Raw genomic sequence first — 25,768 nt, forward strand, 5'->3', positions numbered from 1 at the left:
GCGGGCCGATCTTACTTCAGCGTCGGCAGGTCGAAATCGCCCTTCAGGCGCAGCGCGAATTCGGTCAGCAGCGCGGCGAGATCGTCGCGGCCGACCTTCTCGGCGCGCAGTTCCTCGTTGCCGCGCGACATCGCCGCTTCGGTCTCGCCGACGCGCGTCGTGGTGCTGGCCTCCAGGTCGGCCAGCGCGGCGCGGTGGCGCTCGTCGCCGTTGGCCAGTTCCTGCTCGAGCGCCTCGAGCGCCTTGTTGACCTCGCCGCGCGCGGTGCGCGCGGCCTGCTGCAGGCGCGACTCGAGATCGTCGACGGCGCTGTTGCGGTCCTGCACTTCCTGGCGCACGAGCTTGCCGAGCTTGTCGAGCTGGTCGTCGATGCGCTTGTCGATCTGCGCGAGGCGCTTTTCCTGCGCTTCGCGCATGCGCGTCAGCTCGGCCTCGAGGCGCTGGTTCAGCTCCTGGAAGCGGCGCTCGTAGTCGCGCATCTGGCCGCCGAACAGGATGTCGCGGATCTGGTCGACATTGCGGTCGGCGCCGGCATCGGCGGCTGGCTTCTTCGGGTCTGCCATGGGTTTGCTCCTGGGTTGCGGACGCGGCGCGGCCGTCCGGCGCGCCGCCACCGGCGCGCGCGTGCGCGAACCGGCCTTCTTGCTGCTGCGTGGAAGCGACTTCGCTGTGGTTGCCACGATCCCCCCTGACGGGCGCCATCACGAGCCACATTGTGGCATTGCGCGGGCGCCGCTGCCCACCCGTACGGACGGCGGCGAACCGGGACGCGGCGGCCGGCAGGCGCCCTAGACCTGCTCCAGACGATAGCCGTGCTGGTAGATCGCGGCGAGGCGCCAGCCGTTTTCGCCGTTGAGGTCGAGCTTCTTGCGCAGGCGGCTGACGTGGGTGTCGACGGTGCGCGTGGACACCGCCGCACTGAGGTTCCACACGTTCTCCAGCAGCGCGTCGCGGCTGACGATGCGGCCGTGGCGGCGGAACAGGAAGTTGGCGAGATCGAACTCGCGCTGGGTCAGGTCGATCTCGCGGCCGTCGATGCTGACCTTGCGCCGCTTGGAATCGACCAGGTACGGCGCCAGCTCGACGACCTCGCTGGTGCCGGTGTCGGTGTCGCCGCCGTGCCGGCGCAGCACCGCGCCCAGGCGCGCCAGCAGCTCGCGCCGCTTGGGCGGCTTGATGACGTAGTCGTCGCCGCCGCTGGCCAGGCCGCGGACGATGTCGTCCTCGGCGTCGCGCGCGGTCAGGAACACCACCGGCAGCTTGCCGTTGGCCGACGAGCGGATCGTGCCGATGACCTCGATGCCGGTGCTGTCGGGCAGCATCCAGTCCAGCAGCAGCAGGTCGATCGCCTCGGTGCCCTGGCGGCGCCGGAACTCGGTCGCGTTGCGGAACAGGCGCACCGTGTAGCCGGACTCCTCCAGCCACTGGCCGACCAGGGCGGCCATGTCCGGATCGTCCTCGAGCAGGCCCACGACCACGCCGAGCTTGTTCATGCGATCGCCTGGTTCCGGGCGCAGGGGGGCGTCAATCGGTCGTGTCCTCGCTTCACTCGACGACGAAGTTGACGCGCATGTTGACGCGCCATTCGGTGACGCGGCCGTCGCCGTCGGTCAACACCTTGATGTCGTTGACCCACGCTCCCTTGATGTTCTTGACGGTCTGCGACACCTTGCTGAGTCCCTTCTGCACTGCGTCCTCGATGCCTTTCGGCGATGAACAACTCAGTTCGATAACCTTGGCAACCGACATGGCGTCATCTCCCAGGATTCGACTCCGACACTATAACAAAGCCCAAACGCGGCGAAAGCCCAGCCGTTGACCGTTGGCGAGGCTTCCGTTCAGTGTGACTGCGCGCACACTCCGCCCCCGCGGAGCGCGCCGACTCAGGCCCCGGCCGGCGCCTGAGTCGGTGCCTGAGTCGGCGCCGGCGCCGGGCGCGGCAGGTAGCGCAGCCAGATCAGGAAGACCACCAGCGCATCGAGCACGATCAGCGCCTGCCACAGGTACAGGTGGAACCACTCAAACCACAGCCGGCTCCACTGGCCGAGATAGAACAGGCTGATGATGCGCACCAGGTTCAGCGCCTGGATCGCGACGAAACCGATGCCGATGCCGGCCAGCTTGTGCTTCCACGGCGCCGGGAACGCCAGCATCGCCGAGACCAGGATGATGACCGCCTCCACGCCGTTGCAGCCGCGCTCGATCGAGATCGCGAAATCGCTGGTCGTGCTCTGCAGGATCTTGCCGTAGGCGATCGCGTGCGGATCGAACAGGCTGACGATCCACACGCACACCTGCGCGATCGCCGCGGTGAACGGCAGGATCACGTAGTGCTCGACCGGTTGCAGCAGTTCGAGCACGAACAGCGCGGCCAGGAAGAACAGGAACAGGACGATGAAGCGCAGCATGTCGAGGACGGGTGGCCCGGATGGTCGCCAAGTCTACGCCAGGTACGTGCCCGCATCGGACGCGACTGCTAGCATTCCGGCATGAATCCCGCGCCCAACCTGTTCCTGATCGGGCCGATGGGCGCCGGCAAGTCGACCGTGGGGCGCCATCTCGCCGAGCTGCTGCGCATGCCGTTCCTGGACCTCGACCACGAGATCGAAGCGCACACCGGCGCCGCGATCAGCCTGATCTTCGAACTCGAGCAGGAGGCCGGCTTCCGCCGCCGCGAGAGCGCCCTGCTGGCCGAGCTCACCGCGCGCCAGGGCATCGTGCTGGCCACCGGCGGCGGCGCCGTGCTCGACGCGGACAACCGCCGGCTGCTGCGCGAACGCGGCTACGTGATCTGGCTGGACGCCAGCGTCGACGCGCAGCTCGCACGCCTGGCGCGCGACCGCAACCGTCCGCTGCTGCAGGCGCCCGACCGGCGCGAGCGGCTCGAACACCTCGCCGCGCAGCGCAACGGCCTGTATTCGGAAACGGCCGACCTGCACCTGGACTCGGTCGGCGTCGGCAACAGCATGCACGCCGCGCACGACCTGCTCGACCTGCTCGAAGCGCGCTGGCAGCGCGGCCGCGCGGAGACCACGGCATGAATGCGACGACGGTCGAGGTCGCGCTCGGCGCGCGTACGTACCCGATCTGGATCGGCGCCGGACTGCTCGGCGATCCGGCGCGCTGGCGCACGGCGATCGGCGGCCGCCACGTGCTGGTGGTGACCAACGAGACGATCGCGCCGCTGTACCTGCAGCGTGTGCAGGCCGGCCTGGACGGGTTCACCCATTCCGCCCTCGTCCTGCCGGACGGCGAGGCGCACAAGACGCTCGCCAGCGGCGGCGTGGTGTTCGACGCGCTGGCGCGGCTGGGTGCCAGCCGCGACGCGACCCTGCTCGCCCTCGGCGGCGGCGTGATCGGCGATCTCGCCGGCTTCGCCGCGGCGTGCTGGATGCGCGGCATCGATTTCGTGCAGATGCCGACCACCCTGCTGGCGATGGTCGACTCCTCCGTCGGCGGCAAGACCGGCGTGAACCTGCCGGCCGGCAAGAACCTGGTCGGCGCGTTCCACCAGCCGCGCGCGGTCGTCGCCGACACCGCCACGCTGGCGACGCTGCCGCCGCGCGAGTACCGCGCCGGGCTCGCCGAAGTCGTCAAGTACGGCGCGATCGGCGACGCCGCGTTCTTCGGCTGGCTGGAGGCGCACGCCGGAGCGCTGAATGCGCGCGACGAGGCGGCGCTGGTCGAGGCGATCGCGACCAGCTGCCGGCACAAGGCCGGCGTGGTCGCCCGCGACGAACACGAACACGGCGAGCGTGCGCTGCTGAACTTCGGCCACACCTTCGGCCACGCGCTGGAAACCGCGACCGGCTACGGCCACCTGCTGCACGGCGAAGCCGTGGCGATCGGCATGGTGCTCGCGGCGCAGCTGTCGGCCGACCTCGGCCTGGCGCCGCGCGAGGACGCCGCGCGGCTGGAACGGCTGCTCGTCGCGCTCGGCCTGCCGGTGGCGCCGCCGCCGAACGATCCCGAACGCCTGCTCGCACTGATGCGGCTGGACAAGAAGAACCTCAGCGGCCGCCTGCGCCTGATCCTGTGGCGCGGCATCGGCCGCGCCGGGATCGTGCCGGACGTCGACGAGGACGCGATCCGCCGCAGCCTCGCCGCGGGGTGAGGCGCGCGCTGATCGGCGCGCGGCGCTCCCCATCCGGGTCCGCCGCCGCGGCGTTCGGCTCGTGGAACTCTTCCGATGCGTGACGGCCATGTCGGCGATCGCGCGCGCGCAGTTACAATGGCCGCCGACCATGCGCCTCTTCATGCAAACCCAGGCCGCCGGCGCGGAAGCGCCGCGCTACTACCAGATCGTGCTCGAGCAGGACCTGCTCGGCGGCTGGATGCTGTTCCGCGAATGGGGCCAGCAAGGCAGCCGCGCGAGCAGCAAGCGCGAGCTGTTCCTCGAGCGCGACGCGGCGATCCTCGCCTTCGAGCGCGCGCGCGACGCGCAGCTCAAGCGCGGCTTCCAGGTCATGTTCAGTCAGGGCTTCGACGGGCGCCGCGCGAATTGAGCGCGCCGCGGCCCGGCGTGCGGCGCGCCGCCGCCGGGACCAACCGTCGCACCCCCGGCCCGCCGCCGGCGCGGCCCGGCGACAATGGCGCCGGCCTTCCTTTCCGATTTCAACCGTGGATTTCCGCATGACTACGCCCGACCACCGCTTCCTGCGCGCCCTGCGTCGCGAACCCGTCGACAAGACGCCGATCTGGATCATGCGCCAGGCCGGCCGCTACCTGCCCGAGTACCGCGCCACGCGCGAACGCGCCGGCAGCTTCCTGGCGCTGGCGCAGACGCCCGAGCTGGCCTGCGAGGTGACCCTGCAGCCGCTGGCGCGCTTCCCGCTCGACGCGGCGATCCTGTTCTCCGACATCCTGACCATTCCCGACGCGATGGGCCTGGGCCTGCACTTCGTCGACGGCGAGGGTCCGAAGCTGCGCCATCCGCTGCGCAGCGTCGCCGACGTCGCGCGCCTGGGCGTGCCGGATCCGGAAACGGATCTGCGCTACGTGATGGACGCGGTGCGCCTGATCCGGCGCGAACTGGCCGAGCGCGTGCCGCTGATCGGCTTCTCCGGCAGCCCGTGGACGCTGGCCTGCTACATGATCGAAGGCGAAGGCTCGTCGAGCTTCTCGCGCGCGAAGGCGCTGGCGCTCGACGACGCGGCCACGATGCACCGCCTGCTCGACACGCTGGCGCAGTCGGTGGCCCGCTATCTCTGCGCCCAGGCCGCGGCCGGCGCCCAGGCGCTGATGGTGTTCGACACCTGGGGCGGCCTGCTCGCCCCGGAGGCGTTCCGCAACTTCTCGTTGCGCTACCTCGCCGAAGTGGTGGCCTTGCTGAAGTCCGACCGCGTCGCGCGCAACCTGCCGGTCATCCTGTTCTCGAAAGGCGCCAACGGCCATCTCGAAGCGCTGGCCGACACCGGCTGCGCCGCGCTCGGCCTGGACTGGACGATCGACATCGACGAAGCGCGCCGCCGCGTCGGCGCGCGCGTCGCGCTGCAGGGCAATCTCGATCCAGCCGTGCTCGCCGCCTCGCCGGAGGCGATCCGCACCGAGGCGCGCCGCATCCTCGACGGTTTCGGCGCGCATCCGGGCCACGTCTTCAATCTCGGCCACGGCATCACGCCCGACATCGATCCGGAGCGCGTCGCGGTGCTGGTCGACGCGGTGCACGGCGAGTAAAACGCCTCGCGCAAAGCGGCCCTTCCCTGGGCCTTGCGCATCCGTGTTCCGGAAGGAGTCGTCCGCTGGGATGGACGGCGGCCGCAGCGGCCGCCGTCGACGGTGAAAGAGGTCCGTCCCTGGACCGTACGGTCGTGGCGCGCGGAGAAACGCCCCGACCGCACAAGCTGCGCCTACGGAGCGGTTTCGAAACCGCTGGCGAAGATGCGATCGTCGAAGAACGCGGCCTCGATCAGGCAGTTCGCGTGCACCGGCTCGGTGGTGAACACGTTGCCGACCAGCGTGCCGCCGCAGCTGCTGGCCACGCTCTGGATGCCGTAGCCCGGGTTCGGCAGCAGCGTGAAGGCGGCCGTCTCGCCGGCGATCACCTGCATCGGCACGGCCGGCGAGATGCCGCCTCCGGCCGACGCCATCGCAGTCACCGTGTAGAGGGTCGCGCCGACCGGCGCGAACTTCGCGGTGACGTCGAGATCGGCCGCCACGTTCGTGTCCTGACGCGGATTTGCCAGCATGCCGTCGCTCCATTGGATGAACTGATGACCTGCGTCGGGCTGCGCCTCGACGAGGGGTCCCGACCCGCCGGCGACGACGTTCTGCGCGACCGCCGATTGACCGTTGACGCGGCCGTTCGGGCCGGCGTTGTAGACCAGTGCGAACGTCTGCGAACTCGGCACGAATGACGCCTCGACCGTGCAATCGGCGGTCACCGGCGCGGTGATGTACTGGTTGCCGACCAGGCTGCCGCCGCAGCTGCCGCCGATCGCGGCGATCGCGTAACCCTCGTTCGGCACCACCTCGAACACGGCCGTGTCGCCGTCCGCGACGTGCTGCTGCACCGGCGGCGCCAGCGCACCGCCCTCGCCCGACAGCGGCACGACCGCGTGGATCGTCGTGCCTTCCGCGGCGAATTCGGCGGTGACGTCGAGATCGCCGGCGACGTTCTTGTCCTGGCGCGGATTGGCGACGCTGCCGTCGCTCCACTGCACGAACGTGAAGCCGGCCGCCGGCGTCGCCGTGACCGGCTCGCCCTGTCCGCCCGCCGCGACCTGCATGGACAGCTGCGCCTGACCGTTGACCGCACCGTTCGGTCCGGCGTGATAGTCCAGGACGAACACCTCGGCGCTGGCGACGAAGCTCGCCTGCACCTCGCAGTCGCCCAGCACCGGCGCGGTGACGTACTGGTTGCCGATCAGCGTGCCGTTGCAGCCGGTCACCTGCGCGATCGCGAAGCCGGGGTTCGGCTTCACCGTGAACACCGCGTTGTCGCCGTCGACCACGTTCTGCGGCACGTCCGGCCACAGCGAGCCGCCGGCGCCGGCGATCGGCGTGACGACGTGCACCGGCGTGCCGATCGCGGCGAACTCGGCGGTGACGGTGAGGTCCGCCGAGACGTCGGCATCGGTGCGCTCGCTCTCGCTCCAGCCGTCGCTCCACTTGACGAAGAAGTAGCCGTCCGCCGGCACCGCGGTGACCGGCTCGCCGTCGCCGCCGGCCGGCACGCTCTGCTGAACCGCACCGACCACGCTGCCGTTCGGGCCGGCGAGATAGGTCAGCTGGAACTGCGCGCTGCTGGCGACGAAGCTCGCGTGCACTTCGCAGTTCGCCTGGATCGCCGCGGTGACGTAGATGTTGCCGACGAGGGCGCCGCCGCAGCCGGCGACCTCGCCGATCAGGAAGCCGTCGTCCGGATGCACGCCGAACTGGACCACGTTGCCGGGCGCGACGGCCTGCGCCAGAGCCGGCGACAGCGATCCGCCCGGGCCGGTGACCGGCTTGACCACGAAACTGCCGCTCTGCGCGAACTGCGCGATCACGTCGAGGTCGGCGACGACGCCGGCATCGGTGCGCGGATTGACGGTCGAGCCGTCGCTCCACTGCACGAACTGGTAACCGGCTTCCGGCTTGGCCAGGACCGCACTGCCGCTCCCGCCGGACGACACCTGCTGCACGAGCTGCCCTTCCAGCGAGCCGTGCGCGCCGGCCGCGTAGGTCAGCCAGTAGGTGACGTCGCTGCCGACGAATTGCGCCTGCACATGACAGTCCGCCTGGATCGGCGCCGTCGTGTAGAGCTTGCCCTGCAGCACGCCGCCGCAACCGGACACCTCGGCGATGCCGAAATGCGGATCGGGCGTGACTGTGAACTGCAGCACCGTGCCGGGCGCGACGGCCTGCACCAGGTCCGGCGAGATCGAGCCACCGGCGCCGGCGGACGGCGTCACCGTCAGCTGGCCTTCGGCCGCGAACTGCGCGACCACGTCCACGTCGGCCATGACGTTTGCGTCCTGGCGCGGGTTGTCGGTGGAGCCGTCGCTCCACTGCACGAAGAAGTGCCCCGGATGGGCGACCGCTTCGACCGCGGCCCCCGAACCGCCGGCGATCACCGACTGCTCGGCGACGCCTTCGAGCAGGCCGCCGTCGCCCGCCGCGTAGTGCAGCTGGTACTGCGTCTGGCTGGCGACGAACGCGGCGTGGATCTCGCAATCGCCGGTGATCGGTGCCGTCGTGAAGACGTTTGCTTCCAGCGTGCCGCCATTGCAGCCGCCGATCGTGTCGAGCGCGTGGCCGGCGGCGGGCAGCACCTTGAACTGCAGCGAATGGCCGGCGGGCACCAGCACGGGATCGTGCGGATCGAGCACGCCGCCGTCGCCGTACACGGGCGTGACGCTGTGGAGCGTGGCGTCGAGCGGCGCGCACTGCGCCGTCACGTCGAGGTGTCCGAACACGTGCGCGTCGGTGCGCTGGCCGACTTCGCCGACCATCTCGCCGGAGAAGTTGTCGCTCCATCCCACGAACTGGTAACCCGGCTTCGGAGTGACCTTGACGGTGGCGCCGTCGTATCCGGAAGCGACCTTCTGTTCGAGCACGCCGTCGACGGCGCCCTCGATGTCGCATTGCGATCCGGCCCGGTAGGTCAGCGTGTAGTGCACGTCGCTGGGCACGAAATCGACGTCGATCTGGCAATCGGCCGTGACCGCGCCGGTGACGTAGGTGCTTCCGGCCAGCACTCCGTCGCAGCCCGGGCTGGACACCGCCGCCACACCGTAGCCCGGATCCGGCAGGATCGAGAACGGCGCGTGGTTGCCGTGCTTCACGATCCGGCTCGACGGCATCATGTCGCCGCCGACCGGCTTGGGAAGCTGCTGCGAAACCAGGTACGTCTTCGGCACGAACTTCGCGGTGACGTTGAGCGAACCGATCACGTTCGCATCCACGCGCGGATTGGCGACGCTGTCGTCATTCCATTTCAGGAATTTGTAGCCCTCCAGCGGGATCGCTTCGACCGAAGGTCCGCTGCCGCCGTAGGGCACGATCTTCACGATCTCCTGCCCCGGCTGCACGTATCCCTGCTCCCAGTGCAGCATGCCGTTCTCGTCCGGCCGGTACGTCAGGGTGACGTCGGCGGCGAACGTCGCGTTCACCGAGCAATTGCCGGTGACCGGACCGGCGACGAACACGTCGCCGAGCAGCGTGCCGGCGCAGTTGCTGGTGACGTTCTGGATTGCGTAGCCGGCGGCCGGCGTGAGCGTGAAGTACACGAACCCGCTGTGCGCGACGGGTTGCGGAGCAGCCGGATTCGTCGTGCCCGTGCCGAGCGGGAACACCTTCGGCGTGACGAGGAAAGCTTCCGGCTTGCCGTGGTCGAGGCGTGCGATCACGAAATCGCTGAACGACGTGTCGGTCGGCGTGTGCTGCGCCGCGCCCGCCAGCAGCACGCGCGCACCCTGCACGGCGATGCGGTTGGCGACGGATCCGGCGTTGCCCGCCGAAGCATTGACCAGCGCAAATCCCTTCTCGTCCGGGTCCTGCGAACCGAAGGTCTCGTCGGGATCGCCGTTGGCCTTCAGGCGCAGCGCGAACATCGACAGGGCCTTGGATCCGGCCATGACCAGCTTGCCGTCGTCGAGCAAGGTCAGGTCGCGCGGGTTCTGGGTGCAGATGCTGGCCACCCACCAGCCGCCGCCGTTGCCGTTGCTGCCGCTGTCGGGGCACGCGCTGTAGTAGGTCTTGCCGGCGTCGCGGAACGTGTTGTCGTCCGATCCGTCGCTCTTGAGCACGACGAGCGTGAGCACCGTGTTCAAGTCGGTGGCGCCGGGGTACTGCGCGTAGCCGGCCGCATACACCTTGCCGGAGGCGCTCACCTTGACCGCATCGGCGCGGTCGTGTCCCTTGGGGTAGTAGTTGAACGCGATCGTCCGTCGGCCGGCCTGGCTGCCGGGATTGAAATTGGCATCGAGCTTTCCGTCGCTCAGCGTGAACTGCGCGATCAACATGTCGTAGTCCGGCTCGCCGGCGAGCGTGCGTTCGCCGACCGCGACCAGCCTTCCGCCACCGCCGCCCGGTCCCACTTCGATGTCGCGGAACGAGCTGTCCGTCGTCGGGAACGGCATGCGGAAGCCGCTGCCGCCGATGGACGTATCGAAGGATCCGTCCGCCTTCACGCGAGCGATCAGGGCGCGCTGCTTGCCGCTGACGTAGGTCCATCCCGCCAGGGCGATGCGCCCGTCCGGCTGGACCACCAGCGCCTGCGCAACGGCGCCCTCGGCGAACTTGGCGAACGTGCAGCCGGGCGACGCCTCGATGCCGCCGAAACCTTCGTCGGGAGTGCCGTCCGCATTGAAGCGGCACACCAGCATGCCCTTCTCCGGCTGCGCACCCTTGGTGCCGGCCTCGCCGGCGACGACGAGCTTTCCGTTCAGCTGGAACGCGGCGTCGTGAACGACGAGATTTCCGAGCAGGTCATCGGAGTAGGCGCGACGGCCGCCGTTGCCGAAGGTCAGATCCTTCTCGCCGTTGGGCCACATGCGCATGAAGCCGATGCCCTGCTTGACCGGCGAGCCGGCCATGACGCGACCGACCATGTAGAGGCGTCCGTCGGGCGCCTTGGCGAACGCGGTTCCCGCCTCGGCCAGGCCCTGGCCGAGTCCGTACGTCTGGATGCCCGCATCCGCGAACGTCGGATCGAGCGCACCCGCAGGCTGCACGGCCGGCGCCAGGCCCGGCAGCGCGAAAACCAGCAGCAGCAGCAGAAAATGTATGAGGCGTTTCATGGCGATCTCTCTTCTTTCCCGATAAGCGGTCTGAACGGAACGACCGTTGCCGGCGCCCCCCGAGCCACCTCATACGCAGAACGAATCGCCCGGGGATCACGCGTCGATGGCGATCGCGTGCGCGACGAACGCACGAAGTCCGCGCGCGGAAAAAAACGGGATGCCGAGGCCGGGAGCTTCGCGCATGGGGGGTAGACGAAGCTCCCGGTCGACGGTTCCGGACAGGGGCAGTAACCGTCGATTCCTCGACGGACTGCAAGTACGCAACGCGGTGCCGGAGCGGATCACGCGACGACGACGAAACGTCGCGGAGCACCGTTCGTCACGAATCGGACGCCGCTCGCGGGATCCGTCGGTGCGCTGGGTTGCTTACATCGATGCCGCCGAGAAATACTTGATGAACTTCACAATACGAAGCGAAGAACATGTTCGAGCCGGCCCCTGAAGCCAGCGTCTGCCCCCGTGCCGAACCCGAAGAAGGGCTGCGGCGAATCGAGCCGGCCGCCGTCGACGCGGCCTACCAGGATCTGATGCGCCTCGCACGACGCGAACTGGCCAAGCACCGTCGCGGCAATACGCTCGACACGCAGGTGCTCGCGCAGGAAGCGTGCATGAGGCTGCTGCAATGGAACGCCGATGCATTCGCCGATCGCGTCCATCTGTTCGCGACGGCGGCGCGCGTGATGCGCCACGTCGTCATCGACTACGCGCGTGCGCGCATGGCCGAACGCCGCGGCGGCAACGCGCAGCGGCTCTCGCTCGACGAGTTCGACGACGCCATCAGCGTCAGCGACGCACAGGCCGAGGAGCTGATCCTAATGGACAGCGCACTGGACCGCCTGTCGGCGCTGGATCAGCGCCTGGCCCAGGTGATCGAACTGCGCTTCTTCGTCGGGCTCGACGTGCAGCGCACGGCCGAGCTGCTCGGCGTATCGGAACCGACCATCAAGCGCGACACGCGCGCGGCGAAAGCCTTCCTCAAGACCCAGCTGGCCGAAGTGCGCGAAAACGCCTGATCCGGTGCTTCCCGCGCCGGTCCGTGCGCGCACCTGGAGCCCGTCCGCGACGACGGGCTCCAGGCGCACGCGTCCGTCACGCCCGATCGCAGGGCTGTTCGAAGCGACGGCCGGTCACGGATCTCCGACCGGATCGCCGAAGGCGTCGGCGAAGATGCGGTCGAGGCCGAACTTCGCCGCCGCGAAGTCCCGGTTCGAGCCGGCGCCCTGCGTCCAGCCGGCGACGTAGATCGAACCGGCGCGCACCTGCACGTCGACCAGCCAGTCCTTGCTCGACTCGCCGAAGTGCATCGTCGGGAACGGCAGCCAGTCCGTGCCGTAGTAGTGCGCCGCGAACACTTCGGCGCCGCCCATCATCGTTTCGAAATCGCCGGCGACGACGTAGCCCGCGCCTGCATCGTGTGCCACGGCGTTGAAGTACAGCTGGCCGCTGTTCGCCTGCATCAGCAGGTAGCCGCCCTCGGCGAACGTGTCCTTCAGCGAGCAGCCGTCCGGCGACACTTCGGTGATCAGCGCGGCGTAGCGGCCGAGCATGTCGAACTGCGCGGCGCCGACGGCGACGATGCGATCGTCACCCTGCTGCACCTCGCGCAGGACCAGGCCGCGCAGCTTCGTCGCCAGTCCCGGCTGGGTCGCGGCGAACGCGCATTCCTGCGCGAATCCGTTCGCGTCCGCGTTGCCCTCCGAGTCCAGGCGCACGACCAGCGCGTCGTACTGGATCTGTCCGCTGCGCCGCGTCGCGCCGACTGCGACGATCTTTCCGTTGGAAGCGATCGCGAGGTTCTCGATCTCGTGCCGGTCGAAGCCCGGCGAACGCAGGCGCAGCTTGCCGCTTTCGTCCGGGGCGAACTTCGGATCGGGTTCGCCGCTCGGCTGGACGCGCGCGAACGCCGCATACGTATCCTGCAGGTCGTCCATCGCCGAGGAACCGGCCAGCACGATGTGGCCGTCCGGCTGCACCGCGATCGCGGTCGCCACGTCGAAGCTGATCGACTCCTTCTGGTCGAAGGACAGGCTCAGGCACGGCTCGCCGGTGTGCTCGAACGGCTTCGGCACGCCGGCGAGCGTGAACGCGCACAGCGCGAAATCGCTGCCGGCCTCGCCGAGCTGCCGCGTTCCGCCGACGTAGAGCACGTCGCCGTCCAGCACCACGCCGGCCCCGCCTTCGGACTCGCCGAACGCCTCCGGCGACATCGCGCGACCCTTCTCGCCGAAACCGTCCTCGTCGAGGGCTCCATCCGCGCGCAGCCGGGTCACGCCGATGCGGCGCCGGCCCTGCGCATCGGTGACCGTGCCGGCGAGATACATTTCGCCGCCGCTGCCGAGCGCGCTGCCGCTCGCGATGTCCGCGCCGTTGGTGGTGAAATCGAACGGCACGATCGTCCTGCCCGACGTGCCCCAGCTGGCGTCCAGCTCGACGTCCGCCGCGCATACGCACGGGCCGAGCAGCAACGAAGCGCAGGCCAGCAGCCTGCGCGACGGAATCCTGGAAGAAGTCATCTCTGCCTCGTACGGGTGGTCACCGCCAAGCGGCTCGCATCCCAGTACGAAAAAGCGTCGCGGTCGGGATCGTGCGACGGCCGGATGCGCTCAGGCGCGCATCGCGGCCGCGATCGCCCGGCCCAGCGATTCCAGCGTGGCCGGCTTGCGCAACAGCACGTCCATGCCGGCGGCGCGGATCTGCGCCTCCTCGTCGCCGGCCGAGCGCGCCGTGATCGCCACCAGCGGCAGGCGCGCATCGCGCTCGCCGGCGCGGACCATGCGCGCGAGCTGCAGGCCGTCGACGCCGGGCAGGTCCAGGTCGAGCAGCGCCAGGTCGAAGTGCTGCTCGCCAGCCGCCGATACCGCGTGCTTCAACTCGGCCAGCGCGGCCAGGCCATTGGCTGCGCGCACGCTGCGATGGCCGAGCTGGGCGAGCAGGCCGGCGACGACGTCGGCGACGGTGGCGTCGTCCTCCACCAGCAGCACGCGCAGCTCGCGCGTGGCCGAAGTTGCCGGCGACGATGGCGCGGAAGCATCCGGCGGCGGCGCCGCGGCCAGCGGCAGCCGCACGTCGAACACGCTGCCCGAACCGGGCGCGCTCGCCACCTCGATGCGGCCACCCATCAGCTGCGCCAGTTCGCGGCAGATCGCCAGGCCCAGCCCGCTGCCGCCGTAGCGGCGGGTGATGCCGTCCGCCTGCTCGAAGCGGCCGAACAGGCGCGCGCGCACCGCCTCGCTCATGCCCGGCCCGCTGTCGGCGACGCGGAAGACCACACCGTCGTCGGCGCGCAGCAGCGCCAGGGTGACGCCGCCGTGCTCGGTGAACTTCAGCGCGTTGTTGGCCAGGTTCAGCAGGATCTGCTGGACGCGCAGCGCATCGCCGACGACGGTCCGCGGCGCGTCCCCGGCGACCTCGACGGCGAGCGTCAGTCCCTTGCGCGCGGCCAGCGGGCGCTGCAGCGTGGCGACGTCGCGCAGCAGCGCGGCCGGATCGAACGGCGCCGCGTCGAGCGCGAGCTTGCCGGCCTCGATGCGCGCCAGGTCCAGGCTGTCGTTGACCACGCGCAGCATCAGTTCGCCCGACTGGCGGATCGCGCCGACGTAGCCGCGCTGGCGTTCGTCCAGCGGCGTGGCCAGCAGCAATTCGCTCATGCCGAGCACGCCGGTCATCGGCGTGCGGATCTCGTGGCCCATCGTGGCGAGAAAGGCGGACTTGGCTTCGACCAGCTGCTCGGCGCTGTGGCGGCGCTCCTCGGCCAGCGCGTCGGCGTGGCGCCGGCGCAGCCGCGCGCGCCAGCTGCCCAACGCGGCCCAGCCGGCGAGCAGCACGGCCAGCGCATACAGCGCGTAGGCGAACGGCGTCGCCCACGGCGGCCGCGCCACGTGCACCGCCAGCGGGCCGAGTTCGCTCCAGGCACCGTCGGCGTTCGCCGCGCGCAGGAACAGGCGATAGTCGCCCGGCGGCAGCTGCGAGTAGACGCGCTCGCCGCGTTCGGCCTCGACCCAGTCCGGATCGAAGCCGTCGAGCCGCGCCTCGTAGCGGTTGGCCTCCGGATTGGCGTACGACAGCAGGCGCGCGACCACGCGCAGGTCGAAGTCGTCGTGCGCCAGCTCGACCGGCAGGGCCGGATCGAGCGCAAGCGTCCTGCCCGACCTGCGCACGCGCAGCTGGGTCAGGCGCAGCGGCGACGGCGGCGATTGGAGCTGCAGCGCGGCCGGATCGAAACCGACCATGCCGTGCAGCGTGCCGGCATACAGCGAACCGTCGTCCGCGCGCAGCAGCGCGCCGGCGAGAAATTCCGAACTGGGCAGGCCGTCGCGCTCGTCGAAGCGGCGGATCGCGCCGCTGGACGCATCGACGCGCCAGAGCCCGCGCGGCGAGGTGACCCAGACGCTGTCGTCGGCGGCCACCGCCAGCGCCGAGGCGGTCAGGCTCGGCCAGCCTTCCGCCGCGCCCAGGCGCCGCACCAGCTCGGCGCCGCCCGCCGTCGGCCGATACCGTTCGAGCGCGCCGAGGCGATGCAGCCAGAACGAGCCGTCGGCGGCGAATGCCAGCGCGCTGGCCGGCTCGCGCGGCACGCCGCCGACCACGACGAAGCGGTCGCGCCCGGGGTCGTAGCGTTCGACGCCGTCCATCGTCGCCAGCCACGGCAGGCCGTCGCGATCGAGAGCGAGCGCGAGCACGTCGGCGTTGGCGAGGCGGTCGTCGCCGGGCGTGTAGCGCGCGAGCACGCGCGGCGGATCGGCGGCCAGGCGCGCGATGCCGCCGCCGCGCGCGCTGACCCACACGCTGCCGTCGCGCGCGCGGACGAGCTGGTCGACGATGCCCGGCGGCAAGGCGTCGGCGCGGCGCAAGTCGGTGGGCAGCTCGACCGCGTTCAGCTCGCGCAGCGAATACAGCGCGAGTCCGACCGCGGTGCCGACCCAGATGCGGTCCCCATCCTGCGGCAGCACCGAATACAGCGGCCGTCCGGAAAGCCGCAGGCGCTCGCCCCAGCGTTCGACCAGGCCGCTCGCCGCGTCGATGCGGTCGAGGCCGTCGTTGCCGCTGGCGGCCCAGATCGAACCGGCGCGATCGACGCCGAACGCCTTCACGCGCGGCCGGGTCAGGCTGGCCGCGTCGCCGGGCACGTGACGGAAGGTGGCGAAGTTGCGCCAGTGCGGCGGCAGGCGCGCGACGCCGCCGTCGAACAGCGCGAACCAGGTTCCGCCCTCGGCGTCGCGCTGGATGTCCATCGTGCGCGTACCCGGATACGAGCCGGGCGCGGCCTCGACCGCGCCGTAGCGATGCAGACCCAGCGCGTCGCGACGCACCAGGCCGCCGCTGGCGCCGATCCACAGCGCGTCGCCTTCGCCGCGCGCCATCGCCAGCACGCGCAGCGGCGCCGGCGTCGCGGCGATCTCCTCGACGTAGCGCAGATTCGCATCGACGCGGAACAGGCCCTTGGTCGTGCCGATCACGACGCCGCCGTCCTTATCGGCGACGATCGAGGAGACCTTGGTCGAACCGGGGCGCTGCGTTGCCGGCGGCAGCTCCACGTGCACCAGGCGTCCGTCGGTGCCGAGCACGTCGACGCCGTCGTCGGTGCCGATCCACAGGCGCTTGCGCGCGTCCGGGTAGAGGCTGATGACGCTGGTCGAACGCAGGCTGTCCGGATCCTCGGCGTCGTGGTCGTAGCGCTGGAAACTGCCGTCGGGCAGCAGGCGGTTGAGGCCGCCGAGATAGGTGCCGACCCAGATCGCGCCGTCGGCGTCCTCGGCGATGGTGAACAGGTCGTTGCTGCCGAGCGTGCCGAGTTCGTTCGGCCGGTGCATCCAGTGGCGGAAACTGCGCCCGTCGGGCTCGAGCCGGTTCAGCCCGGTCGCCTCGCCGCCGCACCACAGGCGTCCGGCGCGATCGATCAGCAATGCCGAGACGTCGTTGGACGGCAGCGAGGCCGGATCGGCCGGATCATGGCGGAACACGCGAAAGCCGACGCCGTCGTAGCGCGCCAGCCCGTCCTGTGTCCCGATCCAGACGAAGCCGTCGCGATCCTGCACGGTCTTGTAGGCCACGCTCGACGGCAGTCCGTCGGCGACCGTCAGCGGCACGAACTGCGGCGCCGCCGGCGGCGGCGCGGCGACGGCGATCGACGCGACCAGCGCCGCGAATGCGAACAAGCCGACAGCCAGCGATCGATGCATTCCCTCACCCCCTGCAGCGCAGCGCCCAAGCGCCTTGCTTCCCATGAAAAGTGCGGCCATGGATGGCCGCTTCTGGACTCCACCGAAAGCTCGACCGACCCGAACCCACGAGCCTCCAGCGCGCGGCGATCACGGACGATCGCACGATCCATGAAAAGTGCGGCCATGGATGGCCGCTTCTGGATTCCACCGAAAGCTCGAGCGACCCGAACCCACAAGCCTCCGGCGCGCGGCGATCACGGACGATCGCATTAGAATGCCGCCGTCCGCCAGGATCGTCCATGTCCAAGCCGCGTCTTCCGCTCCGCCTGATCCTGTTCGCCGCGATCGCCGTCGGCGGCGCCGTGCTGATCGGCCTGGTCGTGGCGACGCTCAACAGCCTGCTCGAGTTCTACCAGCGCCTGGTCGAGCTGCCGCTGTGGCTGCGCCTGCCGCTGATCGCGGCGGTCGCGCTCGCCGTCGGCGCGCTGGCCTGGCTGCTGTGGCGGCTGGCACGCCCGGCGCCGAAGACGTCCGCGCGCGCGCCGATTCCGGTGTCGCGCAGCGACGTCGACGCGCGCCTCGACACGCTGCGCCGGCGCCGCGCCGAGACCGCAGCGCTCGAAGCCGAGCTGGTCGAGCTCGACCGCCGCCGCGACCTCGGCGAGATCTACGTCGCGCTGTTCGGCGAGATCTCCACCGGCAAGTCCAGCCTGATCCGCGCGCTCGCGCCGCAAGCCGCGCCGCAGATCGACGTGCGCGGCGGCACCACGCGCGCGGTCGCGCACCACCGCGGCGTGCTTCCCGACGGCCGCGAGCTGATCCTCGCCGACGTACCCGGCAGCGGCGAGGTCGACGGCCAGGTGCACGAGCAGCTGGCGCGCGACGAGGCGTTGCGCGCGCACGCGGCGATCTATCTGTGCGCGTCGGACCTGACCCGCGCGCAGGACGCCGAGCTGACCTGGCTGGCCGGTTTCGGCAAACCGATCGTGCTCGCGCTGAACAAGGCCGACCTGTACTCCGATGCCGAACGCGACGCGCTGCTGCGCCGCTTCGCGCAGCGCTACGCGAAGCAGGCGCGCGCGATCGTGGCGATCAGCGCCGGCGGCAGCGAGCGCTACGAGCGCACGCTCGCCGACGGCCGGCGCGAGAAGGTCGAGCGCGAACGCACTGCCGACATTGCCGCGCTTCAGGAAGCGCTGGACGGATTCGCGCGGGCCGGCGCGGCCGCGCTCGAACCCGCGCGCGAGGCCGCCGTGCTGGCCGAGGTCGGCCGCCGCAGCGACGAACTGTCGCGCGCGGTCGCCGCGCGCGAGTCGGCCGAGACGGTGACCAAGTACACGCGCCGCGCCGTGGTCGGCGCGCTGGCCGCGGTCGCGCCCGGCAGCGACATCCTCATCCAGGGCGCGCTCGGCACCGCGCTGGTGCGCGAACTGGCGCGCATCCACGGCGTGCCGATCCGCGAACTCGACGTCGAGGCGCTGCTGGCGCGCGTCGGGCTGACGGTGCGCAGCACCACCGCGATCGTGCTCGCCATCGCCGGCAACGCGCTGAAGGCCTTTCCCGGCCTGGGCACGCTCGGCGGCGGCGTGCTGCACGCGATCGCCTACGGCCTGGTGTTCGACAGCCTCGGCAACGCGCTCGCCGCGACCCTGGCCGAGCGCGCCTCGCTCGACGCCGCCGACGTCGAGACGCGCGTGCGCGTGCTGCTCGCCGAACCGGCGCGCGAACGCGTCGAGCGCGTCGCGCGGATCGCCTGGGAAGCCGTGCGCGGCGACGGCACCGATACGGCCGATCGGTGAATTCAGCGTTCACGCGGCGGCGCTGGCGCGGGTCACGGCTTTTTGCCAAGCTGCCGCACATGCGTTCCGTCGTCACGATGCTCGTGCTCGCCGCGTCGGCCCTGCCGGCGCCGGCGGTGGCCGCGCCGGAAACCTATCGCTTCGATCCGGTCCACACGCAGCTCTGGTTCAGCGCCGCGCACCAGGGCTTCTCGCATCCGCTCGGGCGCCTGCGCGTCAAGGACGGCTGGTTCGCCTTCGACGCGCAGGACTGGAGCGCCAGCCGCGTCGACGTGACGATCGACCTCGCCAGCGCCGACCTGGGCGACGGCAAGTGGAACGACACGGTGAAGTCCGGCCAGTTCCTCGACGTCGAGCGCTGGCCCATCGCGCGCTACGTCAGCCGCAGCGTCGAGAAGACCGGCGCCGCCACCGGCGTGATCCACGGCGACCTGTATTTCCGCGGCGAGAGCCGGCCGGTCGACGTCGCCTTCACGCTGAACCGCATCGGCAGCGACCCGTACCTGTTCAAGCGCAAGGCCGGCTTCTCGGCGACGGCGGTGCTGCAGCGCTCGGCGTTCGGCATGAAGCGCTACGCCGAAGTGGTCGGCGAAGACGTCGCGCTGCGGCTGGAGATCGAAGGCATCCGCGACGGCGACGCCGCCGCACCCGGCAAGGAGAAAGGAAACGATGGCGCTGAAAAGTGATGCGACGAGCTGGGGCAGCGTCGCCAAGTTCTTCCACTGGGCGATCGTCCTGCTGATCCTGACCCAGGCCGTCATCGGCCTGGTCATGGTCGAGCTGCCCAAGCGGCCGAGCTCGATCCCGGTCTACTCGTTCCACAAGTCGCTGGGCATCACGATCCTCGCCCTTGCCGTGCTGCGCCTGGTCTGGCGCCTGTTCGACACGCGTCCGCGCGACGTTCCCGGCATGCCGCACTGGCAGGCGCTCGGCGCGCGCTTCGGCCACGCCCTGCTCTACGCGCTGATCTTCGCCGTGCCGCTGTCGGGCTGGCTGTTCGATTCCGCTTCGAGCCTGCGTCCGCTGTACTGGTTCAACCTGTTTCCGATGCCGAACCTGACCGGCGGCAAGAACGAGGCGGTCAAGGAATGGGCCGAAGGCGCGCACGAGCTGCTGTTCTGGGTGCTGATCCTGGTCGCGGCCGGCCACGCCGCCGCCGCCCTGGTCCATCATTTCCACAATCGCGACGAAACGCTGGCGCGCATGCTGCCGTGGCGTTCGCGTGCGCGCGGGCTTTCCTGAAAATCCTGAAGGAGTACGACGATGACGATGCTGCGTTCGCTGGTCTGTGCCGCCCTGCTGCTGCCGCTGTCCGCCTTCGCGCGCGACTGGCAGGTGGATGCCGCCAAGAGCACGCTCGGCTTCAAGGGCAGCTACCAGGGCGAGGGCTTCGACGGCAGGTTCAAGAAGTTCGACGCGACGATCGCCTACGACGCCAAGGACCTGTCCAAGTCGAAGTTCGACGTGACGATCGACCTCGCCAGCGCCGACACCGGCAACGGCGACCGCGACGATTCGCTGCACGGCGAGGACTTCTTCGACGTCAAGAAGACGCCGAAGGCGCACTTCGTCACCGAATCCTTCGCGCAGGGCGCCGACGGCGTCGAGGCCAAGGGCAAGCTGACGATCCGCGACAAGACGCAGCCGGTCACCTTGAAGGTCAAGTTCGCCGACAGCGGCGACAGCGCCACGCTCGACGTCGACACCGTGCTCAAGCGTGCCGACTACGGCCTCGGCGCCGGCGGCGACTGGTCCGACGTCGGCGCCGAGGTGCCGGTGCACGGGCACCTGGTGCTGAGCGGCAAGTAGCGCCGGCCGTGGCGCAGGCGCCCGGCGGCGCCTACGCACGGTTTTTCAGAACAGATGGGTGAACGCGTAGATCAGTACCAGCAGGCCGAGCGGAACGCCCAGCAGCCAGGCGAACACGTACTTGCGCATGCGGCTCCTCCGGATTCGCGGCGGGAAACGTAACGGGGCGGCGCCAGCGGCGCCGCCCCCTGCCGGTCACAGCGAGCGTTCGAATTCCTTGATCTGCTTTTCCGCTTCCTCGCGGGCGATTCCGTAGCGCTCCTGCAGCTTGCCGGCGAGGTACTCGCTGTTGCCTTCGGCGACCTTCACGTCGTCGTCGGTCAGCTTGCCCCACTTCGCCTTCAGCGAGCCGGTCAGCTGCTTCCACTGACCCTTGATCTTGTCTTCGTTCATGGTGATGACTCCTCGGAAAATGGATCGGGGGAACGGATCGTCACTTCGCCTTCAGGCCGGACGAATCCACCTTCTTGACGCCCTTGATGCCTTCGGCCGCGGCGACCGCCTTCTTCACCGCGATGTCGGTCGGCTGCACGCCGGTGAGCGTGACGACGCCGTTGACCGTGGTGACGCTGATGTCGAGGCTGTGCACGCCCTCGGTGGTGGCCAGCTCGGCCTTCACCTTGCTGGTGATCCAGGTGTCGGTGACGGGCTGCTCGGAATCCCTCTCGTCGGCATTCCCGGCCGCCGGCGGCGCCGCGAACGAAATCGAGGGCACCGACGCGAACAGAGCCGCCGCGGCGGCGAGCGGCAGGAGCGAGGACGCCTTCTTCATGCGCCCCTCCCCGTGCCGGACTTGCGCGGATCTCCCTGCGACGCGTCGTCGGGGGTGTCGTCCTCGCGTCCGGGCCGGTCGCGCTCCGGCCGGTCCCGGTCGGGCCGGTCGTTGCCGCGGTCCGGGCGGTCCGGGCCCGGATTGCCCTGGCCCGGCCTGGGCGTGGAATGGGAGGAAGGATCGGATTTCGGGTGGACGTTCATGGCTTGTCTCCTGAAGTCGAGTTCGGCCGACTTGGACGAACGGCTTCGACGGTAGGCCCGCTGGCGGACAGCGACCACAGAACATTGCCCCTCCCGATCTAGTACTTTCTGCTCCCCCGGCACGGCGGATTGCTTTGCTACCGTCGCCCCCACGTCGCCGCGCCGCGGACGGAGCACACGATGCCCAGCAGGACCCGCAAGCCGCCGGTCGACCGGCACCAGCTGCAGCAGATCGTTTCGGGATTGTCCGAAGGCATCGTGCTGATCGACCCGGCGGGTGCCGTGGTCTGGGCCAACGAGACCGCGCTGGCGATCCACGGCGTCGAAACGCTGGCGCAGTTCGGCGAGAGCGCGGCGGCGTACGCGCGCACCTTCCGCCTGCGCTACCGCAACCACCACGAGCTGCCGGTGGCGCAGTACCCGATCCGGCGCGCCTTGCGCGCAGAGGCGTTCGCCGACCTGGTGGTCGAGGTGACGCGGCGCGACGACCTCGACTTCTGCCGCATCCACCAGGTGCGCAGCCTGGCGCTGACCGACGCCGCCGGCGACGTCGAATCGCTGGTGCTGGCGATCCAGGACGTGAGCGAGCGCTACGAGGCCGAGCAGCGCTTCGAGCGCACGTTCGCGGCGAACCCGGCGCCGGCCCTGATCTGCCGCGTGGCCGACCTGCGCTACGTGAAGGTCAACGACGGTTTCCTGGAAATGACCGGCTACCGGCGCGAGGACGTGCTCGACCACTCGGCCTACGAGATCGACGTGCTCGAAGACGCGCCGCAGCGCGACGCGGCGATCGCGGACCTGCACGCCGGCCGCACCATCGCGCAGACCGAAGCGACGCTGAAGCTGCCGGACGGATCGTCCAAGTTCGTCATCGTCGCCGGCCAGCCGATTCCGCTGGGCGAGGAAGAGTGCGTGCTGTTCACCTTCATCGACCTGGACCTGCGCAAGAAGGCCGAGGATGCGCTGCGCCACAGCGAGCGCCGATTCGCCACCGCCTTCCGCCTGGCGCCGGTCCCGATGATGCTGACCACGCTTTCGCCCGCGCGGCTGATCGAGGTGAACGAAGCCTTCCTCGCCGGCACCGGCTACCCCAAGGACCAGCTGACCGGCGGCGACGCCACCGAACTGGCCGTATGGCAGGACGCGCGGGTCTTCGCCGCCCTGCTCGCGCAGGTGGAACGGAGCGGCAGCGTGCGCGGCCGCGAGATGGCGCTGAGCAGCCGCGACGGTTCGACGATCGACTGCCTCGCCTCGGCCGAAGCGGTGTCGATCGACGATCAACCGTGCGCGCTGTGCGCCTTCCAGGACATCACGCAGCGCAAGCGGTCGGAGGCCGAGCTGATCACGGCGATCGAAGCGGTGATGCAGGACGCCTCCTGGTTCAGCCGCACGGTGATCGAGAAACTCGCACTCGCACGCCGCAGCGGCTCGAAGGACGGCCAGGGCGAACTCGCCGACCTGACTCCGCGCGAACGCGAAGTGCTCGGCCTGATCTGCGAAGGGCTGAGCGACGCCGACATCGCGCGCACGCTGCGCATGTCGCGGCACACGGTGCGCAACCACGTCGCCACGATCTATTCCAAGATCGACGTGCACCGCCGCAGCGCGGCGGTGGTGTGGGCGCGCGAGCGCGGCATCGTCGGCTACGAGCCGCCGGCGAAGCGGACGCGCCGCACGCCGAAATGATGCCGGCTTGCGCCGCGTTTGAAGTCGCGCGAAACACCGGCATACTGGCGCCGCCCACGGATGCCGCGGGCGGCGACGGCGCATCCCGCAGCGATCCGATTGCGCACGGGAGGCGAACGTTGACGAAAAGACCGCTCGCGTGGCGGCGACTGTCCCGCAGGCGCTGCGCAACGGCGTCGTTCGCCGCAGCGGGCGCCGGCGGAATCGACACGAAAGGAGTGGCGCAGCGCTGATGGATCCTCCCCGCACTCTCTGGCAGCGCCTGCAACGCCGGTTCACGCGCGCGCAAGCGCAGGCACCCTCGGCGGATTCGCCTCGCGGCGAAGCGCATCACGCGCAGGCTGCGGCGAGCCTGCGCGCCCTGCTCGACGATGCGCAGATTCCCGCCGCCGTGCGCGGCGGACTCGCCGCCGACTTCGCGCGGCTCGAGGCGATGCTCGGCAAGCTCGAGCGCGGCGAGCTGCACATCGCCGTGTTCGGTCGCGTCAGCGTCGGCAAGTCGGCGCTGGCCAACGCGCTGCTCGGCGAGGACGCGTTCACCGTCGGCGTCCTGCACGGCACCACGCGCGAGGCCGGCCAGCGCCTGTGGCGCGAGGTCGCCGGCGGCGGCGTGCACCTGATCGACACGCCCGGCATCGACGAACTCGACGGCGAAGCGCGCGAACGCCTTGCCTTCGAGGTGGCCGGCGTCAGCGATCTGGTCGTGTTCGTCGTCGACGGCGACATGACCCAGCGCGAACGCGACGCGTTGCAGCTGCTCGCACGCACCGAACGGCCGCTGCTGCTCGCGCTGAACAAGTCGGACCGCTACGGCGAGGACGAACGCGAACGCCTGCTCGAACGCCTGCGCGAGCATGCGCAGGGCCTGGTGCGCGCCGAAGACGTGGTGGCGATCAGCGCGCAGCCGGCGCCGCTCAAGCGCATCCGCGTCGACGCCGACGGCAGCGAGCGCGCCGAGCTGGCCGAGCGCGCGCCGGAACTCGAACCGCTGCGCGCGCGACTGGCCGTCATCGTCGAGCGCGAAGGCAAGACGCTGGCCGCGCTCAATGCAAGCCTGTTCGCCGGCCGCGTGTCGGACCAGGTCGGCGCGCGCATCGCCGAGGCGCGCCGCGATCTCGCCGCGAAGGTGATCCGCCAGTACTGCCTGGCCAAGGCGGTCGCGGTCGCGCTCAATCCGATCCCCGTCGCCGACCTGCTCGCCGCCGGCGCGCTCGACGCGGCGCTGGTCATGCACCTCGGGCGCGTCTACGGCCTGCCGCTGACCAAGAGCGAGGCCGGCACGCTGATCGCGGTGATCAGCGCGCAGCTCGCCGCGCTGATGGGCGCGATCTGGGGCGTGCACCTGGTCGCTTCGGCGCTGAAGGGCGTCAGCGCGGGGCTGTCGACGGTGGTCACCGCCGGCGCGCAGGGCGCGCTGGCCTGGTACGCGACGGAACTGGTCGGTCGCGCGGCGGAGAAATACCTCGTCGCCGGCAAGTCCTGGGGCGAACAGGGACCCAAGCGCGTCGTCGCCGGCATCGTCGAGGATCTCGACCGCGATTCGATCCTGCGCGAGGCGCGCACGGAAATCCTCAAGCGCCTGCGCGGCACGCCCGGGCGAGCCTGAGCCGCTGCCTGTCCCCCTGCCGACGCGGATCGCGGATCCGGCCGGGCCGCGGCCGGAAACGCCGGCGCGGATTCACGTCTTCCTAAGGCGACGGCGAGCACAGTCCCCTCCGCCGCGCGGCATCGTGCCGCGCGCTTCTTCCGAACGGAGGTCATCGCCATGAAGTCGAAGATCGTTCTCGCGCTCGCCGTGGGCGGCTGCGTCGGCCTGTGCGGCGTCGCGGCCGCGCAGGGGCTGGACGCACTCAAGGGCGCCGCCGGCGGCGCGGATCTGTCCTCGGTCGCCTCGGGCAGTGCCGGCAACGCCGCCGGCGTCATCGAATACTGCGTGAAGAACAACTATCTCGGCGGCGACGCCGCCGGCGGACTGAAGGACAAGCTGCTCGGCAAGGTCGGCGGCGACGACGCCTCGGAAAGCGACAAGTCCGACTACGCCGACGGCGCCAAGGGCGTGCTTAAGACCGGCGACGGCAAGAGCGTCGACCTGGGCAATCTCGGCGGCGGCCAGCTCGGCGGCATGAAGGACAAGCTGACCAAGAAAGCCTGCGCCAGCGTGCTGGACCACGCCAAGTCCTTCCTCTAGCCCTCCGCCGGCGAAGCCCGCTGCGCGATTCCTGCGTCTTCACTCGCCGGCCCGCGGAGCCGCCGGCGAGCCGAAGACGCGTTCGCGTGGCCGCCCTTTCGCCTGAATCTTCCCGCCGAACCCGCCCCTAGGGCAGACCCTAGCTAGGGAACATTCGGATGGGAGCGGCGAGGCGGATGTGGCCCACTCGCAGACCAATCCATCCTGCGAGGCTCGACCATGTCCGTCAGCGCCGTATCCGGCAACCGCGCGTTCGCCGCCCAGAGCAGCAGCAACGACTACACGATCCAGCGTGGCGACACCTTGTCCGGCATCGCCGAGCGCAACGGCGTCTCGCTGCAGAGCCTGCTCGCGGCGAATCCGCAGATCCGCAATCCGGACGTGATCTACCCGGGCCAGTCGCTGTCGATTCCCTCCGGCGGC

At 70.5% G+C, this 25,768-nt stretch carries 22 protein-coding genes and 1 pseudogene; 13 read left to right on the top strand and 10 right to left on the bottom strand.

What is annotated here, in order from left to right; all coding sequences use genetic code 11:
• Nucleotides 1–11: 11 nt before the first annotated feature.
• The 4 genes and pseudogenes from ACFO6Q_RS00215 to xrtH form a co-directional block, all read right to left on the bottom strand.
• The gene (locus ACFO6Q_RS00215) at nucleotides 12–563 is read right to left on the bottom strand and encodes a hypothetical protein (protein ID WP_380018457.1); all 552 of its coding nucleotides are present in this window, start codon (nucleotides 561–563) and stop codon (nucleotides 12–14) included.
• A gap of 225 nt (nucleotides 564–788) precedes the next feature.
• Nucleotides 789–1,493 carry a response regulator transcription factor gene (locus ACFO6Q_RS00220; RefSeq protein WP_380018458.1) on the bottom strand — a complete coding sequence of 235 codons (705 nt, stop codon included), beginning with the start codon at nucleotides 1,491–1,493 and terminating at the stop codon, nucleotides 789–791.
• A 52-nt stretch (nucleotides 1,494–1,545) separates the two neighbouring features.
• Nucleotides 1,546–1,749: a dodecin family protein gene (locus ACFO6Q_RS00225; protein ID WP_380018459.1), complete on the bottom strand. Its 204-nt coding sequence runs from the start codon at nucleotides 1,747–1,749 to the stop codon at nucleotides 1,546–1,548.
• A gap of 134 nt (nucleotides 1,750–1,883) precedes the next feature.
• Nucleotides 1,884–2,417: pseudogene (gene xrtH / locus ACFO6Q_RS00230) on the bottom strand (exosortase H); the annotation flags it as partial.
• Between the two features lie 72 nt (nucleotides 2,418–2,489).
• Between xrtH and ACFO6Q_RS00235 the strand changes: the two are divergent.
• The 4 genes from ACFO6Q_RS00235 (at nucleotide 2,490) to hemE (ending at nucleotide 5,676) form a co-directional block, all read left to right on the top strand.
• Nucleotides 2,490–3,041 carry a shikimate kinase gene (locus tag ACFO6Q_RS00235; RefSeq protein ID WP_380018461.1) on the top strand — a complete coding sequence of 184 codons (552 nt, stop codon included), beginning with the start codon at nucleotides 2,490–2,492 and terminating at the stop codon, nucleotides 3,039–3,041.
• Nucleotides 3,038–4,114: a 3-dehydroquinate synthase gene (gene aroB, locus ACFO6Q_RS00240; protein WP_380018462.1), complete on the top strand. Its 1,077-nt coding sequence runs from the start codon at nucleotides 3,038–3,040 to the stop codon at nucleotides 4,112–4,114. The genes ACFO6Q_RS00235 and aroB overlap by 4 nt, the downstream gene beginning before the upstream one ends.
• Nucleotides 4,115–4,244: 130 nt before the next feature.
• The gene (locus ACFO6Q_RS00245; RefSeq protein WP_380018463.1) at nucleotides 4,245–4,505 is read left to right on the top strand and encodes a WGR domain-containing protein; all 261 of its coding nucleotides are present in this window, start codon (nucleotides 4,245–4,247) and stop codon (nucleotides 4,503–4,505) included.
• A gap of 127 nt (nucleotides 4,506–4,632) precedes the next feature.
• A complete protein-coding gene (hemE, locus tag ACFO6Q_RS00250) occupies nucleotides 4,633–5,676 on the top strand; it encodes a uroporphyrinogen decarboxylase (RefSeq protein ID WP_380018464.1) in 1,044 nt (347 codons plus the stop codon).
• 173 nt (nucleotides 5,677–5,849) lie between these two features.
• Here hemE and ACFO6Q_RS00255 read toward each other — a convergent pair whose 3' ends face one another.
• The gene (locus ACFO6Q_RS00255; RefSeq protein ID WP_380018465.1) at nucleotides 5,850–10,724 is read right to left on the bottom strand and encodes an InlB B-repeat-containing protein; all 4,875 of its coding nucleotides are present in this window, start codon (nucleotides 10,722–10,724) and stop codon (nucleotides 5,850–5,852) included.
• A 425-nt stretch (nucleotides 10,725–11,149) separates the two neighbouring features.
• Between ACFO6Q_RS00255 and ACFO6Q_RS00260 the strand changes: the two genes are divergently transcribed.
• A complete protein-coding gene (locus ACFO6Q_RS00260; protein ID WP_380018466.1) occupies nucleotides 11,150–11,740 on the top strand; it encodes an ECF-type sigma factor in 591 nt (196 codons plus the stop codon).
• Nucleotides 11,741–11,854: 114 nt separating this feature from the next.
• On the opposite strand, the gene ACFO6Q_RS00265 is transcribed toward ACFO6Q_RS00260, so the two are convergent.
• Together ACFO6Q_RS00265 and ACFO6Q_RS00270 are read right to left on the bottom strand one after the other, a co-directional pair.
• The gene (locus ACFO6Q_RS00265; protein WP_380018467.1) at nucleotides 11,855–13,240 is read right to left on the bottom strand and encodes an NHL repeat-containing protein; all 1,386 of its coding nucleotides are present in this window, start codon (nucleotides 13,238–13,240) and stop codon (nucleotides 11,855–11,857) included.
• 90 nt (nucleotides 13,241–13,330) lie between these two features.
• Nucleotides 13,331–16,882, bottom strand: coding sequence for a hybrid sensor histidine kinase/response regulator (locus ACFO6Q_RS00270; protein WP_380018468.1), 3,552 nt, complete (start codon nucleotides 16,880–16,882; stop codon nucleotides 13,331–13,333).
• Nucleotides 16,883–17,187: 305 nt separating this feature from the next.
• On the opposite strand from ACFO6Q_RS00270, the gene ACFO6Q_RS00275 reads away from it, so the two are divergent.
• Genes ACFO6Q_RS00275 through ACFO6Q_RS00290 form a run of 4 tightly spaced genes read left to right on the top strand, consistent with a single transcriptional unit; the run spans nucleotide 17,188 to nucleotide 20,496 of the window.
• Nucleotides 17,188–18,687, top strand: a complete 1,500-nt coding sequence (locus tag ACFO6Q_RS00275) for a GTPase (protein ID WP_380018469.1) — start codon at nucleotides 17,188–17,190, stop codon at nucleotides 18,685–18,687.
• A 59-nt stretch (nucleotides 18,688–18,746) separates the two neighbouring features.
• The gene (locus tag ACFO6Q_RS00280; protein WP_380018470.1) at nucleotides 18,747–19,373 is read left to right on the top strand and encodes a YceI family protein; all 627 of its coding nucleotides are present in this window, start codon (nucleotides 18,747–18,749) and stop codon (nucleotides 19,371–19,373) included.
• Nucleotides 19,357–19,929, top strand: a complete 573-nt coding sequence (locus ACFO6Q_RS00285; protein WP_380018471.1) for a cytochrome b — start codon at nucleotides 19,357–19,359, stop codon at nucleotides 19,927–19,929. The genes ACFO6Q_RS00280 and ACFO6Q_RS00285 overlap by 17 nt, the downstream gene beginning before the upstream one ends.
• A 21-nt stretch (nucleotides 19,930–19,950) precedes the next feature.
• Nucleotides 19,951–20,496 (top strand): YceI family protein, encoded by a 546-nt coding sequence (locus ACFO6Q_RS00290; protein WP_380018472.1) that lies wholly within the window; start codon nucleotides 19,951–19,953, stop codon nucleotides 20,494–20,496.
• A gap of 195 nt (nucleotides 20,497–20,691) precedes the next feature.
• Here ACFO6Q_RS00290 and ACFO6Q_RS00295 read toward each other — a convergent pair whose 3' ends face one another.
• From ACFO6Q_RS00295 to ACFO6Q_RS00305, 3 genes are read right to left on the bottom strand one after another with little or no spacing between them, the layout of a single operon-like run.
• The gene (locus tag ACFO6Q_RS00295) at nucleotides 20,692–20,889 is read right to left on the bottom strand and encodes a CsbD family protein (protein WP_380018473.1); all 198 of its coding nucleotides are present in this window, start codon (nucleotides 20,887–20,889) and stop codon (nucleotides 20,692–20,694) included.
• A 40-nt stretch (nucleotides 20,890–20,929) separates the two neighbouring features.
• On the bottom strand, nucleotides 20,930–21,268 hold the full coding sequence (locus ACFO6Q_RS00300) for a BON domain-containing protein (protein ID WP_380018474.1): 339 nt from the start codon (nucleotides 21,266–21,268) through the stop codon (nucleotides 20,930–20,932).
• Complete coding sequence (locus ACFO6Q_RS00305) at nucleotides 21,265–21,471, bottom strand: hypothetical protein (RefSeq protein ID WP_380018475.1); 207 nt, start codon at nucleotides 21,469–21,471, stop codon at nucleotides 21,265–21,267. The genes ACFO6Q_RS00300 and ACFO6Q_RS00305 overlap by 4 nt, the downstream gene beginning before the upstream one ends.
• A 180-nt stretch (nucleotides 21,472–21,651) precedes the next feature.
• On the opposite strand from ACFO6Q_RS00305, the gene ACFO6Q_RS00310 reads away from it, so the two are divergent.
• The 4 genes from ACFO6Q_RS00310 to safA form a co-directional block, all read left to right on the top strand.
• Entirely contained in the window at nucleotides 21,652–23,157 is a 1,506-nt protein-coding gene (locus ACFO6Q_RS00310) for a PAS domain S-box protein (RefSeq protein WP_380018476.1), read from the top strand.
• Nucleotides 23,158–23,389: 232 nt separating this feature from the next.
• Nucleotides 23,390–24,763 carry a DUF697 domain-containing protein gene (locus ACFO6Q_RS00315; protein WP_380018477.1) on the top strand — a complete coding sequence of 458 codons (1,374 nt, stop codon included), beginning with the start codon at nucleotides 23,390–23,392 and terminating at the stop codon, nucleotides 24,761–24,763.
• 159 nt (nucleotides 24,764–24,922) lie between these two features.
• Nucleotides 24,923–25,345 carry a DUF2501 domain-containing protein gene (locus tag ACFO6Q_RS00320; protein ID WP_380018478.1) on the top strand — a complete coding sequence of 141 codons (423 nt, stop codon included), beginning with the start codon at nucleotides 24,923–24,925 and terminating at the stop codon, nucleotides 25,343–25,345.
• A gap of 219 nt (nucleotides 25,346–25,564) precedes the next feature.
• Nucleotides 25,565–25,768, top strand: a 204-nt coding sequence (safA, locus tag ACFO6Q_RS00325; protein ID WP_380018479.1) for a SafA/ExsA family spore coat assembly protein, incomplete at its 3' end; no start/stop codon positions are given.

Origin of the sequence: Dokdonella ginsengisoli (genome assembly GCF_042652785.1) — a bacterium.
Lineage (GTDB): Bacteria > Pseudomonadota > Gammaproteobacteria > Xanthomonadales > Rhodanobacteraceae > Dokdonella_A > Dokdonella_A ginsengisoli.